General features: G+C 74.2%; 14 protein-coding genes. 11 read left to right on the top strand and 3 right to left on the bottom strand.

The features are described from left to right. Positions 1-188: 188 nt before the first annotated feature. Positions 189-1,091 carry a HipA family kinase gene (locus ACIQF6_RS21735; protein ID WP_400897401.1) on the bottom strand — a complete coding sequence of 301 codons (903 nt, stop codon included), beginning with the start codon at positions 1,089-1,091 and terminating at the stop codon, positions 189-191. Between the two features lie 119 nt (positions 1,092-1,210). On the opposite strand from ACIQF6_RS21735, the gene ACIQF6_RS21730 reads away from it, so the two are divergent. From ACIQF6_RS21730 to ACIQF6_RS21690, 9 genes are all read left to right on the top strand, one after another. Next, positions 1,211-1,651 carry an SRPBCC family protein gene (locus ACIQF6_RS21730; protein WP_400897818.1) on the top strand — a complete coding sequence of 147 codons (441 nt, stop codon included), beginning with the start codon at positions 1,211-1,213 and terminating at the stop codon, positions 1,649-1,651. Positions 1,652-1,771: 120 nt separating this feature from the next. Continuing rightward, positions 1,772-2,935, top strand: coding sequence for a glycosyltransferase (locus ACIQF6_RS21725; protein ID WP_400897399.1), 1,164 nt, complete (start codon positions 1,772-1,774; stop codon positions 2,933-2,935). Between the two features lie 237 nt (positions 2,936-3,172). After that, positions 3,173-4,684 carry a sugar transferase gene (locus ACIQF6_RS21720; RefSeq protein WP_400897397.1) on the top strand — a complete coding sequence of 504 codons (1,512 nt, stop codon included), beginning with the start codon at positions 3,173-3,175 and terminating at the stop codon, positions 4,682-4,684. 8 nt (positions 4,685-4,692) lie between these two features. After that, positions 4,693-6,039, top strand: coding sequence for an O-antigen ligase family protein (locus ACIQF6_RS21715; protein WP_400897395.1), 1,347 nt, complete (start codon positions 4,693-4,695; stop codon positions 6,037-6,039). After that, the gene (locus tag ACIQF6_RS21710) at positions 6,036-7,754 is read left to right on the top strand and encodes a lipid II flippase MurJ (RefSeq protein ID WP_400897393.1); all 1,719 of its coding nucleotides are present in this window, start codon (positions 6,036-6,038) and stop codon (positions 7,752-7,754) included. The genes ACIQF6_RS21715 and ACIQF6_RS21710 overlap by 4 nt, the downstream gene beginning before the upstream one ends. After that, positions 7,744-8,532, top strand: coding sequence for a polysaccharide deacetylase family protein (locus ACIQF6_RS21705; protein WP_400897391.1), 789 nt, complete (start codon positions 7,744-7,746; stop codon positions 8,530-8,532). The genes ACIQF6_RS21710 and ACIQF6_RS21705 overlap by 11 nt, the downstream gene beginning before the upstream one ends. Further along, on the top strand, positions 8,529-9,680 hold the full coding sequence (locus tag ACIQF6_RS21700; RefSeq protein ID WP_400897389.1) for a glycosyltransferase: 1,152 nt from the start codon (positions 8,529-8,531) through the stop codon (positions 9,678-9,680). The genes ACIQF6_RS21705 and ACIQF6_RS21700 overlap by 4 nt, the downstream gene beginning before the upstream one ends. A 326-nt stretch (positions 9,681-10,006) precedes the next feature. Then, positions 10,007-10,663: a Wzz/FepE/Etk N-terminal domain-containing protein gene (locus ACIQF6_RS21695; protein ID WP_400897387.1), complete on the top strand. Its 657-nt coding sequence runs from the start codon at positions 10,007-10,009 to the stop codon at positions 10,661-10,663. Further along, a complete protein-coding gene (locus ACIQF6_RS21690; protein WP_400897385.1) occupies positions 10,660-11,841 on the top strand; it encodes a GNAT family N-acetyltransferase in 1,182 nt (393 codons plus the stop codon). The genes ACIQF6_RS21695 and ACIQF6_RS21690 overlap by 4 nt, the downstream gene beginning before the upstream one ends. Here the strand turns inward: ACIQF6_RS21690 and ACIQF6_RS21685 are convergent. Then, the gene (locus tag ACIQF6_RS21685; protein WP_400897383.1) at positions 11,818-12,900 is read right to left on the bottom strand and encodes a glycoside hydrolase family 26 protein; all 1,083 of its coding nucleotides are present in this window, start codon (positions 12,898-12,900) and stop codon (positions 11,818-11,820) included. The two genes, ACIQF6_RS21690 and ACIQF6_RS21685, sit on opposite strands and share 24 nt — an antisense overlap. A gap of 104 nt (positions 12,901-13,004) precedes the next feature. Continuing rightward, positions 13,005-13,886 (bottom strand): neutral zinc metallopeptidase, encoded by an 882-nt coding sequence (locus ACIQF6_RS21680; RefSeq protein ID WP_400897381.1) that lies wholly within the window; start codon positions 13,884-13,886, stop codon positions 13,005-13,007. A gap of 189 nt (positions 13,887-14,075) precedes the next feature. On the opposite strand from ACIQF6_RS21680, the gene ACIQF6_RS21675 reads away from it, so the two are divergent. Next, positions 14,076-14,987 carry a hypothetical protein gene (locus ACIQF6_RS21675; RefSeq protein ID WP_400897379.1) on the top strand — a complete coding sequence of 304 codons (912 nt, stop codon included), beginning with the start codon at positions 14,076-14,078 and terminating at the stop codon, positions 14,985-14,987. A gap of 118 nt (positions 14,988-15,105) precedes the next feature. After that, positions 15,106-16,704: a ribosomal protection-like ABC-F family protein gene (gene abc-f, locus ACIQF6_RS21670; protein WP_400897377.1), complete on the top strand. Its 1,599-nt coding sequence runs from the start codon at positions 15,106-15,108 to the stop codon at positions 16,702-16,704. The last annotated feature ends 203 nt before the right edge of the window (positions 16,705-16,907 follow it).

Here is a 16,907-nt window from a genome sequence, read left to right as displayed (position 1 = left end):
CCCTCGATCGGTCCGTGACCGCTGCCTCCGGCACAGCCCTCGATCGGTCGGTGACCGCTGCCTCCGGCACAGCCGACTCCGCGTCAGCGGTTCGGCTCGCGGCGCGGCCGCCCGTCGCCGGTGATCTCACCGCGGTGCGACCGGCCCGGGGCAGTCGGCGGCCGTGACCGGCGAGAGCCGACCGCGGGTCAGCTCTCCTCGCCGACGTGCCGGGACCAGTCGGACTCCACGGAGGCCAGGCCGGCCCGGTTCGGCACCTGCTTCAGCCAGGCCGGGCGGGCCGCCGTGCGGGCCGCGGCGGCCCGCTCCTCGGCGGCCCGGATCTGCTCCGGGGTGGCGAACCCCTCCGGCAGCCAGGCCGCGGAGTTCGCGACCCTGGCCGCCAGGTGCTCCACGTACGCGGCTCGCACGGCGGCCGGCGAGTCGAAGCCCGGTTCGTCGGCCAGCCAGGCGTCCGGCACCAACGCGGCGACCTCGGCGAGCAGTTCGGGCGTCACCCGGGGCGCCAGTTCGGCGTCCGCGGCGGCCAGGTCGGGGCCGTAGCCGCCGAGTGCGTGGCCGCTCAGGTCGTAGCGCTTGTGCACCGAGGCGTGCGCCGAGGACCAGCGGTGATGGAAGATCAGCCCGGCGCCGTTGTCGATCAGCCAGAGCTTCCCGTGCCAGACCATCAGGTTCGGGTTGTGCACGCTGCGGTCGACGTTGCCGGTCAGCGCGTCCAGCCAGACGATCCGGCCCGCCTCGACGGGGGCGACGTCGATCATTCCGGGCCTGAAGTCGCGGGCGCCCGGCAGCAGGTCCATGCCCAGGTTGCGGCCCGCGCTGGCCCGCAGCAGGTCCTGGATCTCCTGGTCCGGCTCGTCCGCCGCCACCGCCGGGTCGAAGTCGACCAGCACCAGCGGCGGCACCCGCAGCCCGAGCCGCCGGGCCAGCTCGCCGACGATCACCTCGGCCACCAGCGCCTTGACGCCCTGTGCCGCACCGGTGAACTTCACCACGTACGTGCCCAGGTCGTCGGCCTCCACCACACCGGGCACCGACCCGCCCGCGCGCAGCGGATCGACGTACCGCAGCGCCGTCACCTCATCCAGCATCCGCCCACCCTAACGCCACCCCCCTGCCGGTTTGGCGCGGACCGGCGGCGATGGTTGGCTTGGCGGCGACGTCGAGTGCAGATGCGCGGATGACCGGACCCAAGAGGAGAAGTGAGCAGATGGGCAAGGTGCACGCCACCACCGAGCGGACGTACGGGGCCGACCCGGCCCGGGTGTACGAGGCGCTGGCCGACTATGCGGTGACCCGGCCGAAGCTGCTGCCCGCGCAGTACAGCGAGTACGAGGTGCGGGCCGGCGGCACCGGTCCGGGCACCCAGGTGCACTGGCGGCTCCAGGCCACCGAGAAGCGGGTCCGGGACTGCCTGTTCACGGTGACCGCGCCGACCCCGGACACCCTGGTGGAGACCGACGCCAACTCCTCGATGGTGATCACCTGGACGGTCGCGGCCAACGGCGCGAGCGGCAGCAAGGTCACCGTGGAGGCGACCTGGACCGGCGCGACCGGCATCGGCGGCTTCTTCGAGCGCACCTTCGCCCCCAAGGGCCTGAACCGGATCCACGACCAGGTGCTGGCCAACCTGGCGGCCGAACTCGGCTGAACGCCACGATGATTCGGACACCCGTACGGCGGATCAGCCGTACGGGTGTTCTGCTTCCCCGGGACGAGTGAAGCGGCCCCGGTCCCGGACGGTCGTCAACCTAGGCTCCGGGCCGTGCAGATGACGATCCTTCATGTCTCCCAACCGGTCGACGGCGGCGTGGCCCGGGTGGTGGTCGACCTGGTGCGCGGGCAGCGCGCGGTCGGCTGCCGGGTCCTGGTGGCCTGTCCGCCCGGCGGCCGGCTCGCCCAGGAGGCCGCCGCCGCCGGCGCCCGGGTGCTGGACTGGCCCGCCGAACGCTCACCCGGACCGGGCACCGTCGGCGAGACCTGGCGGCTGCACCGGATCCTCCGCGGTGCCCGCCCCGACGTCCTGCACCTGCACAGTGCGAAGGCCGGGCTGGCCGGCCGGCTGGCCGCCCGCGGCTCCGTGCCCACCGTGTTCCAGCCGCACGCCTGGTCGTTCGCCGCCGTCGAGGGCGCGCTGGCCCGGGCCGGCCTGCGCTGGGAGCAGTACGCCACCCGGTGGTCCCGGACGGTGCTGTGCGTCAGCGAGCGGGAGAAGGCGGACGGGCTGGCGGCCGGGCTGGTCGCGGACTGGCGGGTGGTGCCCAACGGCGTGGACCTGGCGCACTTCGTGCCCACCGACCAGGCGTCCCGGCGGGCCGCCCGGATGACCCTGGGCCTGGAGCAGTCCGCCCCGCTGGCGGTGTGCGTGGCCCGGCTGTGCCGGCAGAAGGGCCAGGACGTGCTGCTGGACGCCTGGGAGCAGGTGCAGCGGCGGCTGCCCGAGGCCCGGCTGGTGCTGGTCGGCGGCGGCCCGGACGCGGACGCGCTGGCCCGGCGGGTGCGGGCGCTGCCCGACCCGTCCCGGGTGCGGCTGGTGGGCGACGTGGCGGACCCGCGGCTGTGGCTGGCGGCGGCCGACCTGGCGGTGCTGCCCTCGCGCTGGGAGGGGATGGCGCTGGCGCCGCTGGAGGCGATGGCCTGCGGGCGGCCGGTGCTGCTGACCGACGTGGCGGGGGCGCGGGAGTGCGTGCCGCCCGGCGAGCTCGGCCGTTCGGTGGTGCCGCCGGAGAATTCCCGTGCGATGGGCGAACGGCTGGTCGAATTCCTCTCGGATCGGATCGAATGCGAACGGCGTGGCGTTCTGGCCCGTTCGCACGTGGCAGATCATCACGATATCCGGCAAGTAATCTCGCAGGTGGCGGCCATTTACCGGACTATTGTTCGGAGTCGGGTGGTCCCGGCGGGCCGTGCATCCCGTGTCCCGCAGCGGTTCTGATCGTTTGTCAGGCCGTGAACGCCCGCCCCCCAACGGGTGAGGCCTTCTTTCCTGAATGTCTGATTATTGGGCGGGTGGAATGAAATGGCATGTCAGCTCCCTGTGCTGGTAAAGGCGTTCGGTAATGTCTGATTCTGCCTGCTTCGTCCCATTTTTCGCCAGGGAAATGGCCGACCGTGCTCTTTCGGCAGCAGGTGCATACCTGGACGGGTTCACAGCAGGGGAGTTCGTGCGCTGATGACCATTGACCACGAGAGTGTGCCGCGGCCGCCCGACGTACTGGCGGGCCTCGGCCGCCACGGCAACCGGCACGGCGCGGGAGTCCTCGACCGTCCGCGGACCCGGGCGCTGCCGACCCGGGCCGCGACCGGGGCCGGGCGCCACCGCGGCCGGCTGCACTCTCGGGTCGCCCTGCCGCTCGCGCTGGCCGGCGCCGACGCCCTGGCGGTCGCGCTGGCCGCCGCCGCCACCGCCCCGGCCGCCGTCCGGCCGACCGGCACCGCCCTGCTGCTGCTGCCCGCCCTGCTCCCGCTCAACCTGGCCGGCGGCCTCTACCGCAGCCGGCTCACCCTCTCCGCCCTCGACGAGTTCCCCGCGCTGGCCGCCCGCGCCGCCGTCGCCACCGCCTTCGCCGTCACCGCCGACGCCTGCCTGACCGGTCACTGGACCGACCTCGGCGCGATGGGCCCGCTGCGGCTGCTCGCCCTGCTGCTGCTGATGCTCCCGCTGGCCGGCCTCGGCCGCGCCTACGTCCACCACCTCACCCGCCGGTCCCGCCGCCGCCGCCCCAGCCCGGTGCTGATCCTCGGCGCCGGCGAACTCGGCCAGCGGATCGCCGACGTGCTCACCGCCCGCCCCGAGTACGGCCTGCGGCCGGTCGGCTACCTCGACGCCGACCCGCTGCTGCTGCCGCCCGGCAGCCCGCTGCCGGTGTTCGGCGGCCGGGAGGCGCTCGGCCGGGTGCTGCGCCGCTACCGGGTCCACCACGTGCTGGCCACCGGCGGCGCCGCCGACGACGCCGACACGCTGGCCGCACTGCGGCACGCCGCCCGGCTCGGCTGCCAGGTCTGGCTGCTGCCCGGCCTGCGCGAGTTCGACTCGGTGCAGGGCGCCGGCGACCACCTGTGGGGCTTCCCCTGCCTGCGGCTCGGCGCCCCCGCGATGCGCCGGCACGGCTGGGTCGTCAAGCGCGGCTTCGACATCGCCGCGGCCGGCCTAGGCCTGCTGCTGATCTCCCCGGTGCTCGCCGCCTGCGCCCTCGCGGTGCGCTGGGAGACCGGCCCGGGCGTGCTGTTCCGCCAGCAGCGCACCGGACTCGACGGCCGGGTCTTCACCCTGCTCAAGTTCCGAACCCTGCGCCCCAGCAACGAGCACGAGTCGGCCACCCGCTGGAACATCGCCCAGGACCACCGGATGGGCGCCGCCGGGAAGTTCCTGCGCCGGACTTCGCTGGACGAGCTGCCGCAGCTGTGGAACGTGCTCCGCGGCGACATGAGCCTGGTCGGCCCGCGCCCCGAACGCCCCTACTTCGTCATGCGGTTCAGCCAGGCCTACCCCGAGTACGCCGACCGGCACCGGGTCCCGTCCGGGCTCACCGGCCTGGCCCAGGTCAGCGGCCTGCGCGGGGACACCTCCATCGAGGACCGGGCCCGCTTCGACAACCGCTACATCGAGGGCTGGACGCTCTGGCAGGACGCCAAGATCCTGCTGCGCACCGCCGCCCTGGTGGTCCGCCCGGACGGGAGCTGAGCCGGACCATGGCCGTCGCCCTCCAACTCCCGCTCTCCGTCCGCCGGTTCACCGGCATAGCCGCACCCCGGCCGAGCTGGCTCGCCGCCGCCACCGTGCTGCTGGTCTGCTTCCCCACCGGGGAGAAGGACGTCACCGCCGCCGTCCACGTCACCCCGGCCGACCTGGCCTCGCTGGCCCTGGTCGCCCTGACCGCGGTCGAGCTGCTGCGCGGCCGGCTGCGCCGCCTCGACGCGGCCGCCGCCACGCTGTTCGGCGCCGTGGTGCTGGCCGCCGCCGTCGCCACCGTGCACTCCGTCGACCCGTCCGCCAGCCTCACCGGCTTCGTCCGGCTGGTGCAGATCTTCGTGCTGGTGCCCGCCGCCGTGCTGCTCGCCGTCCGCGACCGGTACGACCAGCGGCTGGTGCTCGGCTCGTTCGTGCTGGCCGCGCTGATCGAGGGCGCGGTCGGCGCCCTCCAGTACCTGACCCGCACCGGCGCCTCCTACACCGGGCAGCCGATCCGCGCCGTCGGCACCTTCGGCGCGCTCGACATCATGGCGATGTCCGGCGTGGTCTCGTTCGGGCTGCTGGCCGCCCTCGCGCTGGGCCTGGCCGAGCGCCGCCCCGGCGGCAGCCGCCCGCTGCGCCGCGCGATGTGGGCGAGCGCCGCGTTCCTGGCGTTCCCGCTGGCGGTGTCGTTCAGCCGGGGCAGCTGGATCGCCACCGCGGTCGCCGCCACCGTGCTGCTGCTGCGCGCCGACGCCCGACTGGCCGTCCGGGGCGTGCTGGTCGGCGGGGCCGCCGCGGTGGTGCTGGTCGGCGGGCTCGGCCTCGGCGCGTCCGGCGTCACCGAGCGGCTCAGCTCGATCGGCTCGGTCTCCGCCGCGCCCGACCAGTCCGTCTCCGACCGCTACGACCTGTGGGCCACCGCCGGCCGGATCTGGCAGGACCACCCGGTGGCCGGCGCCGGACCGAAGGCGTTCCAGCAACTGCGCGACAGTCACGCCCCGCTCAGGCTCTCCTCCGGCAGCGACGCGGCCGACTCCACCATCGGCTTCCAGCGCGAACCGCTGCTCTCCCCGCACAACATGTACTTCCTGGTGCTCAGCGAACAGGGCCTGCTCGGCGTCCTCGCCTACCTGGCGCTGTTCCTGACCCTGCTGCTGGGCTGCCTGCGCCGCGCCGCCGGCCCCGGCCTGGCCGCCCTCGCCCTGCTCTGCTGGGTGCTCTGGGACTTCCTGTACGCCGACATCGGCGGCACCACCACCGTGCTGACCTCCGTGGTGCTCGGCCTCGCCGCCCGCACCGCCCTGCCGGGGCCCGACTCCCCGGCCGCAACCGGTCCCGACTCCCTGGGAGCGAACGGCGCATGACGACCGACCAGCCGGTGGCCGCGGTCACCACGACCGTCCCCGTACCGGCCCCGCGCACCGACGGCGAGGACGGCGCCCCCCGGGGCGGCTTCCTGGCCAAGGCCTTCGGGGTGACCGCGCTGCTCAGCGCCGCCGGCTCCGGCCTCGGCCTGCTCCGTGACCTGCTGCTGGCCCGCTACTTCGGCGCCAACCAGGGCACCGATGCGTTCCTGGTCGCCTGGACGGTGCCGGAGACCGCCGCGCCGCTGCTGATCGAGGACGCGATGGCCTTCCTGATGGTCCCGGCCTTCAGCCTGGCCCTGGTGCTGCGCGAGGAACGCAAGCAGGGCCCGGACCCGGTACGGCAGTTGACCCGCTCCACGCTGCCCGGGCTGCTGCTCGCACTGTGCGCGCTGTCCGGCACGGTCGCGCTGTTCGCCCCGCAGCTCGTCGACCTGCTCGCCCCCGGCCTCGCCGACCCGCGGCTCGCCGTCACCTGCACCCGGATCACCGCGTTCACCGTGGTGCCGTTCGGCGTGGCCGGCTACCTGGCCTCCGCGCTGCGCGCGCTGCACGCCTTCACCGCACCCGCCGTCATCTACGTGATGTACAACCTCGGCATCCTGGCGCTGCTGCTCAGCGGCCACCGGCTGCTCGGCGTGCGCTCCGCCGCGCTCGGCGTGGCCCTCGGCAGCGCGCTGATGGCCGGCGTGCTGGTGGTGCCGTTCGTCCGCCGGCTGCACGCCCGGCAGCGCAGGACCCGGCGGCGCGGGGCGGCCGGCCGAGGGCTGGTGCTGATCCCGCTGGCGCTGCTGCCGGTGGCCGCGTTCTCACTGACCAGGCAGTCCCAGGTGTTCATCGAGCGCTACCTCGGCTCGACGCTCCCGCCCGGCACCATCTCGCACCTCAACTACGCCGCGAAGGTCAGCCAGTTGGCGATGACCTCGGCGATCCTCATCGTCACCGTCACCTTCCCCGTGGTGGCCCGGGCGATGGCCGCCGGCGACCTCACCGCCGCCCGGGACCGGGTCGAGAAGGACCTCGGCCAGGCCGCGGCGCTGGTGCTGCTCGGCACCGCCTTCCTGCTGTCCTGCGCGCCCGCCGTGGTCGCGCTGCTGTTCCAGCGCGGCGCGTTCGGGCCCGCCGACACCGAGGCCACCGCCGCCGTCATCCGGGTGTACAGCTTCGGCCTGCCCGCGCAGGCGATGATCGGCGTGATGGTGCGGCCGTACTTCTGCGTCCGACCGGTGGTGCGGCGGGCCGACGCCCCGCGCGCCGAGGGCGACCGGACCACCTGGCTGGACTGGTACCCGGTCGGCGCGATGATGCTCGGACTGGTCGTCACCTTCACCCTCGGCGTCACCCTGACCCCGCACTTCGGGGCGCCCGGCCTGGCCGCCGGCAACGCGGTCGGGATCACCTTCACCGCGGCCCTGCTGATGCGCGGCCTGATGCTGCGCGGCGTCGCCCTGCGGCTCGGCCTGGTGCTCGGCGGACAGGCCCGGCTGCTGGCCGCGGCGATCGCCGCCGCCGGGGTCGGCTCGCTCGCCATCCGCGCGGCCACCGCGCCGCTGCCCGCCGCACTGCTCGGCGGCACCACCGTCCTGCTGGTCTTCGCGGCCCTCGGCACGCTGCTGCGCGTGGCCGAGGTCCGCGGGCCGGTCCTGGCCGTCCTGGCCCGGGCCCGGCGACCGCACGCCCCCGTACCCGCCGAAGGGAAGCCGCATGGCCGTTGAAACCTGTCTGCCGGCGCAGGCGCTCGCGCCCCGGCTCGCACCCTGGATCCTGATGTACCACTCGGTCGCCGAGGAGGACGAGGACCCGTACCTGCTCACCGTCGGCCCGGAGCGCTTCGCCGAGCAGATGGACTGGCTGCACCGCTCCGGCCGACGCGGCGTCAGCGTCCGCGAACTGCTGGCCGCCCGCGACCGCGGCCGGGAGTCCCGACTGGTCGGCCTGACCTTCGACGACGGCTACGCCGACTTCGCCCGGCACGCCGTCCCGGTGCTGCGCGAGTACGGCTTCACCGCCACCGCGTACGTGATGCCCGACCTGCTGGGCGCGGCGAACCACTGGGACGCCGAAGGGCCCCGGAAGAAGCTGCTGACGGTCCAGCAGGTCACCGAACTGGCCGCGTCCGGCTGGGAGATCGGCTCGCACGGCCTCGGCCACCAGGCGCTGTCCGGGCTGGCGCCGGCCGCCCTGGAACGCCAGACCAAGGAGAGCCGCAGCAAGCTGGAGGACCTGGTCGGCGGCCCCGTCACCGGCTTCTGCTACCCGTACGGCGCCGTCGACCTGCCCGCCACCCGGGCCGTCCGGGACGCCGGCTACGACTACGCCTGCGCCATCGAGCACTCCTCGCTGACCGGCCGGCACGCCCTGCCGCGCTGCTACGTCGGCGACCGCGACGGCGCCTGGCGGCTGCGCGCCAAGCACAGCCGGCACCGCTGGCGCGAGGCCGTCACCGGGCTGCGCTGGGCCCCGCCGAAGACCGCGGCGGGGGAGCGGCGGTGAAAGTCCTGCACGTGGTCACCGGCCTGCACGCGGGCGGTGCGGAGCGCCAACTCGCGCTGCTGCTGCGACATTTGCCGAAGGACCAGTGGCACGAGGTGGCCGCCCTGACCAACCCCGGCGCGGTCGCCCGCGAACTGCGCGCCGACGGCTTCACCGTCCACCACCTCGCCATGCGCGGCAACCGCGACCTCGGCGTGCTGCCCCGGCTCACCCGGCTGATCCGCACCGGCCGCTACGACCTGGTGCACACCCACCTGTACCGGGCCATGCTGTACGGCCGGCTCGCCGCCCGGCTGGCCGGGGTGCGCGGCGTCCTCGCCACCGAGCACTCGCTGCAGACCGGGGTGATCGAGGGCCGGCCCACCTCGCGCGGCGTCCGGGCGCTGTACCTGGCGTCCGAGCGGCTCGGCAGCACCACCCTGGCGGTCTCCGGCCAGGTCGCCGCCGTGCTCGACGCCTGGGGCGTGCCCGCCCACCGGGTGCGGCGGCTGCCGAACGGCGTGGACGCCGCCCGGTACCGCTTCCGGCCCGCCGAGCGGGCCGCCCACCGGGCCCGGCTGCGCGCCGAACTCGGCCTGCCCGCCGACGCGTTCGTGGTCGGCGGGGTCGGTCGGCTGGTGCCCGGCAAGCGCTTCCACGTCCCGCTGGAGGCGCTCGCCGCGCTCCCGGGCCCCGCACGGCTGCTGCTGGTCGGCGAGGGCCCCGGCCGCGCCGAGCTCACCGCCCGCGCCGAACATCTGGGCGTCGCCGGACGGCTGGTGCTCACCGGCGAACGCGACGACGTGCCCGAACTGCTCACCGCGATGGACGTCCTGGTCTCGCCGTCCCGCGCGGAGACCTTCGGGCTCGCCGCGCTGGAGGGCCTGGCCGCCGGGCTGCCGGTGCTGCACTCCGCCTGCCCCGCCCTGGCCGAACTGCCCGCCACCGCCGCCCCGCACGCCCGCCTGCTGCCGTCCGAACCCGGACGCTACGCCCAGGAACTGACGGCCATGGCCACCGCGCCGCCCGGCCCGGTCCCGGTGCCGCCCGCCGTCGCGCACTACGACATCGCCCGGATCGCAGCCGAACTGGCCGCCCTCTACCGCGAGTCGGCCGGCACCCTGCCGAGCCCCCGCCACCCCGCACGCCGCCGCGCGGCCGCGCACTGACCTCGTTCCCGTTCCTTGGAGCCCTCCGATGCCCGATCTTCCGCCTGCCGGTCCGTCGCCGGCGGTCGGCGCCGTCCTGTCGGCCGGGCGCTCCGACGCGGCTTCCCCCGGTTCGGGGAGTCCCTGATGCCCGATCTCCGGTCAACCGGCCTGTCGGCCTGTCGGTCCGCCGTCGACGGCCGTCGCCGTCCCGCCGGCCCGCGCCCACCGACGCGGCTTCCCCTCGTTCCCCGGAGCCCCTGATGTCCGATCCCCGGCCGGCCGTCGCCGTCCCGCCGGCCCGCGCCCACTGACCCCGTTCCCCCTCGTTCCCTGGAGTCCCTCCGATGCCCGATCTCCGCCGTCGCGCCCGCGCGCTGGCCCGCCGCTGGTGGCCGATGGCCGTCGCCGTCCCGCTCGGCGCGGTGGCCGGCGCCGGGTATGCCGTCGTCTCGCACCCCTCGTACGCCTCCTCCGCCTACGTGGTGGTGGTCCCGCAGACCCAGGGCGAGAACGCCAACGCCGTCAACTTCGCACAGGCGTACGGCCGGCTCACCGGCCAGCCGCAGGTGCTGCTCGGCGCCGCTGCCGAGACCCACCACTCGGTGGCCACGCTGGCCGCCCTGGTGCGCGGCACCACCTCCCCGGACGCCCCGGTGATCGAGATCACCGGCACCGGCCGCCGTCCCGAGGACGCGGTGGAGAACGCCGGGGCGGTCGCCCGCTCGCTGATCTCGTTCGGCAACGCCGGTAGCAAGGAGACCGGCGTCAAGCTGGTCCAGCTGGCCGCCGCCGCCGAGCCCGACGCCCCCGCCTCGCCGTCCGCCGCGCTGGACACCGCGGTCGGCGGCGCGGCCGGCGTGCTGCTCGGCACCCTGGTGATGCTGACCCGTCGCAGGACCGACCCGGCCGCCCGCCCCGGCACCGGCCCCGCTGCCGCTGCCGCGGCCGTGCTCCCCGTCCAGGCCGAGACCTCGCCCGTCGAGCAGGGGGTGTACCGGTGAAGCTCCGTCAACAGCCGGCCGCCGGCACCCGGGTGCCCGCCCAGGGCGACCGCGCCGCCGCCGACCGCGAGCGCTGGACCGCCGAAGTGCTGCGCACCGACGACGCCCTGGACCTGGTCGCCGACGAGTGGGACGACCTGTACCGGCGCTGCTCCACCGCCACCGTCTTCCAGGCCGCGCCCTGGCTGCGCTCCTGGTGGCGCGGCTACGGCCGGCCCGGCGGGCTGGTGCTGGTGCTGATCCGGCGCGACGGCCGGCTGGTCGCCGCCGCCGCGCTGCGCCGCCGCGGCCCGTTCGGGGGCCTGACCAACCTGGGCGCGGGCCTGGTCGACTTCACCGACGTGCTGCTGGACGACGAGTGCGCCGACCGGGCCGCCGCCGAACTCGCCGCGGCCCTGCCGCTGCGCCGCCCCTGGCACAGCCTGGAGTTGCGCGAGGTGCGTCCGGAGGCGGCCGTGCAGCGGGTGTTCGCGCACTGGCCGGGCCGCCGGCACCGGTTCGCCGACTCGCTGTGCCAGTACCTGCCGGCCGTCCCGATGGACGAGCTGCTCAAGCGGCTGCCCGGCAAGACCGCGCAGCGCAGCCGGGTCAAGCTGCGCAGGATCGCCGAGGCCGGGATCCGGGTGCACACCGCCACCACCGACGAAGTCCCGGACACCGTCCGTGAGTTGCTGCGGCTGCACCGCCTCCAGTGGCAGGACCGCGGGGTCACCCCGGAGCACCGCACCGAGCGCTTCGCGCACCACCTCGCCGAGTCCACCGCGGGGCTGGTGGCCACCCGCCGGGCGGCCATACAGCGTTTCGAGCTCGACGGGGAGGTGCTGGCGGTCGACCTGGTGCTGCTCTGCGCCCCGTTCGGCGGGCTGTACATGTACGGTGCGCACCCCAAGCTGCGCGAGCGCCTGGACATCGCCGGCCTGCTGTTCGGCGCCGCGCTGGACGAGGTGCGCGCCGCCGGCATCCCGCAGCTGAGCCTGCTGCGCGGCCAGGAGCCGTACAAGCAGCGCTGGCGGCCCGACCAACTCCCCAATCAGCGGCTGGTGTTCGGCCCCGGCCGGCTGGCCCCGTGGGCGGCCGTCCGGGCCCTGCGGGTGCGGGCCCGGATCGCCGCCGTGCAGCTGCTGCGGACCAGGCTGCCGCGGCTGAAGGAAGCGCTAGTGCGCGCCCGGCTTCGGTGACGGGGCGGCCGGCTCGGCCGCCCCGGCCGAGCCGGACATCAGCTGCCGGTAGACCTCGGCCGACTTCGGGTTGTCCTTGCACTGCCAGAAGCCGTGCGGGCAGTAGTCGGTGACGGTCTGGTAGGCGGTGTCATGGGTGCGCATCCACTCCACCATCCGCCGCACGTACTCCGGGTTGTCGCCGTTGTGGAACAGGCCCCACTCCGGGTAGGAGACCGGCTTTCCGCGCTTGGCCGCGAACTCCACCTGGTCCTGGAGCCCGTACGGCTCCTTGACGAAGTCGTCGAAGGTGGCGCCCGCGGGCATGTCGTAGCTGTCCATCCCGAGGACGTCGACCACGTCGTCGCCCGGGTAGCAGCGCGTCCAGGGGATCGCGTCCAGCCCGCGGGTGGGGGTGAAGTCGAAGACGAAGTGCTGCCCGGGCACCGAGCGCATCACGCCGACGATCCGCCGCCAGTACGCCTTCCAGGCGCCCGGATCGGGCTTGCAGCGCGAGGTGTAGGTGACGCCGTTCATCTCCCAGCCCAGGGTGATGGTGGTGTCGGCGCCGCCCAGCGTCACCAGCTTGCGGGCCAGCCGCAGGAAGTGCTGGTCGAACTCGCCCTTGTTGCCGCGCGCCAGCAGGCCGGCCACCTCGGCGTCCGACACGTTGGCCTCGTTGGGGACCAGCATCGGCACGCCCAGCACCAGCCGCCGGGTCGGGTCGGCCTGCCGCCACTGCGACCACAGGCCGAGCACCACCGGCTCGCCCTCGACGTCCTGCCAGCCGTTGCCGGCCAGGTAGGTGTGGCCGACCTGCATGTTGGCGTTGTTCAGCCAGGACGCCATCCGCGCGATGTTCGGGATGTAGTCGTTCCAGGAGCCGACGAACGCGCCGAACGGCACCTCGTGCAGGGCCCGTTGCACCACCGGGCGGGGCGCCGCGCCGCGGGGCTGGATGGCGTCCGAGGAGAGGGCCGCGTGCCGCTCGGTCTGGCTGAGCGGCGTGCCCGAGGGCACGCTCGCGGTCGTCATCAGCAGCAGAGCGGCGGCGGCCAGGGTCAGACGGCCGAGGCGCATGGGCTCACTCCGAAGGAGAACGGGGACAACGTCGGCCCCTGGAGCCTAACCTGACAGAACGTCAGAAAGTGCGCATGTCACCCCATCGGGTCATTTCAGACAGGTCAGCCGAAGGTGTTGCACTTGGTCATGTCGCCGGTCCGGTAGCCGGTGGTGAACCACTGCTTGCGCTGCTCCGAGGAGCCGTGCGTCCAGGTCTCCGGATTCGTCGTGCCGGTGGCGCGCTTCTGGATCCGGTCGTCGCCGACCGACTCGGCGGCGTCCAGCGCCCGGGCGATGTCGTCGTCGGTCAGCTTGGTGATCAGCGGACGGCCGGTGGAGGCCTGCGGGGTGGTGGTGGCGTGGTGCGTCCACACGCCCGCGTAGCAGTCCGCCTGGAGTTCGGACTTCACCGAGGCGCTGTCGGCGCCCTGCCGGTCGTTGCCGACCCGGACGCCGAGCAGCGTCTGCACGTGGTGCCCGTACTCGTGGGCCACCACGTACGCCTCGGCGAACGGGCCGCCCTGGGCGCCCAGTTGGCGGCCCATGTCGTTGAAGAAGCCGAGGTCGAAGTAGGCCTTGTGGTCGCCCGGGCAGTAGAACGGCCCGACCGCCGAGGTGGCCGCGCCGCAGGCGGTCTGCACCCGGTCGGTGAACAGCACGCTGTCCGCCTTCGAGTACTTCTTGCCGCGGGCGGCGAACTCGCCCTCCCAGTAGTTCTGGATGCTGTTCACCGTCGCCAGGATCCGGCAGTCCTGGCGCTTGTTGGCGTCCGCGCCGGTCTTGCAGGTCGAGGACTGCGGGGTGCCGGTGGCCGTCCCCGCCGCGGGCTTGCTGCCGGAACCGGTCAACGAGCTGACCAGGTTCGGGTCCAGCCCGAGCACCAGGGCCACGATCAGGCCGACGATGCCGATCGCGCCGCCGCCGATCGCCAGGCCGCCGCCCGGAATGCCGCGGCGGTCCTCCACCTGCGAACCGTCGAGCTGGGCGTCCTCGTCGAATTCCATCCCTGTCTCACCTCTGTAACAGTCCGTCGGCCGGTCGAAGCCGTACCCTAGCGGGCCGCCCGGGTCCGTCACGGCTCGGCCGACGCAGGTCGGAGCCGGTTGTGCCGGAACCGCACAGGGGTTGCGGCGACGGCGTGGCGCGTTCGAATGCAGCTGAATTCTGTCGCGGCCGGAAGGTACGCTCCGGCCGTGTCCTTCAATCCGCTGCGCAGTCTGTCTCCCCGATCGGTCCTGCCCGCCGCCGCCGGCCTGCTGGTCCTCGCGGCCGGTGCCGCGGCGCACGCCAACCGCCCGCAGCCGTTCGGTGACCAGGTGCTGCCCGGTGCGGCGAACGCCGCCCCGGTCGGCGCACAGTCGGCCGGAGCCGGCGCCCTGGACCTGAGGGTCGGCCCCGGCGTCGAGGCCCACTCGCGGACCACCGGCGAACTCCTGTGGTCCTACCGCCGCAACGGCAACACCGCGCTCTACGTGGCCACGCTCGGCGAGGACGCGGTGGCGGTCTGGGACGACGGCATGGTGACCTCGGTCGACCTGGCCAGCCAGTCGCCGCGCTGGCACCGCAGCGTCCCCGGCCTGGCCGACTGGCTGAGCGCCGGCGGCGAGCCCGGCGCGGCCGAACGCACCGACGAGCAGCGCAAGCAGCTCGCGATGCAGCGGGCCGCCGCCGCGCTGCACCCGTCCGCCGACCCGAAGGCCGACCCGTTCGTCACCGTGGTCACCCCCGGTCTGCTGATGGGCTTCCGCGACCGTGACGGCGACCTCCGCTTCAACTCCCGCCCCCCGGCGGGCTGCGCCTTCGAGCCCGAGCGCACCGCCCAGACCGACGACGCGGTGCTCGTCCCCCGGGTCTGCCCGCCCACCACCGGCCCCGGCGCCCGGCAACTGCCCGGTGGCGTCATGGTGTTCTCGCTCAACGCCCCCGGCAACTTCCTCAACACCGGCCCCGACGTGGTGATGCACACCCTGGACACCCACCGGGTCGCGGTCAACGACGGCCCGGTGATCGGCACCTGGGTCTACGACACCACCCGGGGCGCGCGGGAGAGCAACTGCGGCGCGGCGGTGCCGTTCGCGGCGACGCCGCCGACCTGCGAGAAGTGACTGCGGCGCGCGAGCGGCGGGGTCCCCGCTCGCGCACCCGCGAAAAGGGATTTCACGGGCTCCCGTAGACTGGGCGCATGGCTGAGTGCCATACCCACGTCTAGGAGTGACCCCAGCCATGATTTCCGCGAACGCCCTGGAGCTTCGTGCCGGTGCCCGCATCCTGATCGAGTCCGCCAGCTTCCGGATCGCCCCGGGCGACCGGATCGGGCTGGTCGGCCGCAACGGTGCGGGCAAGACCACGCTCACCAAGGTGCTCGCGGGCGAGGGCCTGCCGGCCGGTGGCACCGTCACCAGCTCCGGCGAGGTCGGCTACCTCCCGCAGGACCCGCGGACCGGCGACCTGGACGTGCTCGCCCGGGACCGCATCCTGTCCGCCCGTGGCCTCGACACCGTGCTGAAGAAGATGCGCGAGAACGAGGAGCGGATGGCCAACGGCAAGGGCGCCACCCGCGACAACGCGATGAAGAAGTACGCCCGGCTGGAGACCGAGTTCCTCACCAAGGGCGGCTACGCCGCCGAGGCCGAGGCCGCCACCATCGCCGCCGCGCTCGGCCTGCCCGACCGCATCCTCGGCCAGCCGCTGCACACCCTCTCCGGTGGTCAGCGCCGCCGGGTCGAGCTGGCCCGGATCCTGTTCTCGGACGCCGACATCCTGCTGCTCGACGAGCCCACCAACCACCTCGACGCGGACTCGATCGCCTGGCTGCGGGACTTCCTGAAGACCTACAAGGGCGGCTTCATCGTCATCTCGCACGACGTCGAGCTGGTCGAGACGGTCGTCAACAAGGTCTTCTACCTGGACGCCAACCGCTCCGCCATCGACATCTACAACATGGGCTGGAAGCAGTACCAGCAGCAGCGCGAGGACGACGAGAAGCGCCGCAAGCGCGAGCGCGCCAACGCCGAGAAGAAGGCCGCGACGCTCAACTCGCAGGCCGACAAGATGCGCGCCAAGGCCACCAAGACGGTCGCCGCGCAGAACATGGCCCGGCGCGCCGAGAAGCTGCTCTCCGGCCTGGAGCAGGTCCGCCAGTCCGACAAGGTCGCCAAGCTGCGCTTCCCCGACCCGGCCCCGTGCGGCAAGACCCCGCTGACGGCCGAGGGCCTGTCGAAGTCGTACGGCTCGCTGGAGATCTTCACCGACGTGGGCCTGGCGATCGACCGCGGCTCCCGGGTCGTCATCCTCGGCCTCAACGGCGCGGGCAAGACCACCCTGCTGCGGATGCTGGCCGGCGTGGAGCAGCCGGACACCGGCGAGGTGATCCCCGGTCACGGCCTGAAGATCGGCTACTACGCCCAGGAGCACGAGACGCTCGACCCCGAGCGCACCGTGCTGGAGAACATGCGCTCCGCCGCGCCCGACACCGACCTGGTGCAGATCCGGAAGATCCTCGGCTCCTTCCTGTTCTCCGGCGACGACGTCGACAAGCCGGCCGGCGTGCTCTCCGGCGGCGAGAAGACCCGGCTCGCGCTGGCGTCCCTGGTGGTCTCCAGCGCCAACGTGCTGCTGCTCGACGAGCCCACCAACAACCTCGACCCGGCCAGCCGCGAGGAGATCCTCGGCGCGCTGCGCACCTTCACCGGCGCGGTCGTCCTGGTCACCCACGACGAGGGCGCGGTGGACGCGCTCCAGCCCGAGCGGATCATCCTGCTCCCCGACGGCGTCGAGGACCTGTGGAGCCCCGCCTATCACGACCTGGTGTCGCTCGCCTGAACCCCGAGTAGACGCCGGATCGGCCACCGGTACGAGAAGAAGTGGTCATCCGTCCAATCCGGGAACGCCCGGACCGGCGCACCCGTTGACTCTGTACGCCCGGGCCGCTTCCACCCCGCCCCGCCCGGGCTGAGCAGCGGATTCGCTCAGCGGAGCGAATCGCGGAGGGGGGCGCACACCCTCCGTGAGCGCCCTGGTGCGGA

It is taken from the genome of Kitasatospora sp. NPDC092948 (assembly GCF_044754805.1).
Taxonomy (GTDB): domain Bacteria; phylum Actinomycetota; class Actinomycetes; order Streptomycetales; family Streptomycetaceae; genus Kitasatospora.
The sequence above is the reverse complement of the archived record's forward strand: the minus strand, read 5'-3'. Positions and strand labels throughout refer to the sequence as shown.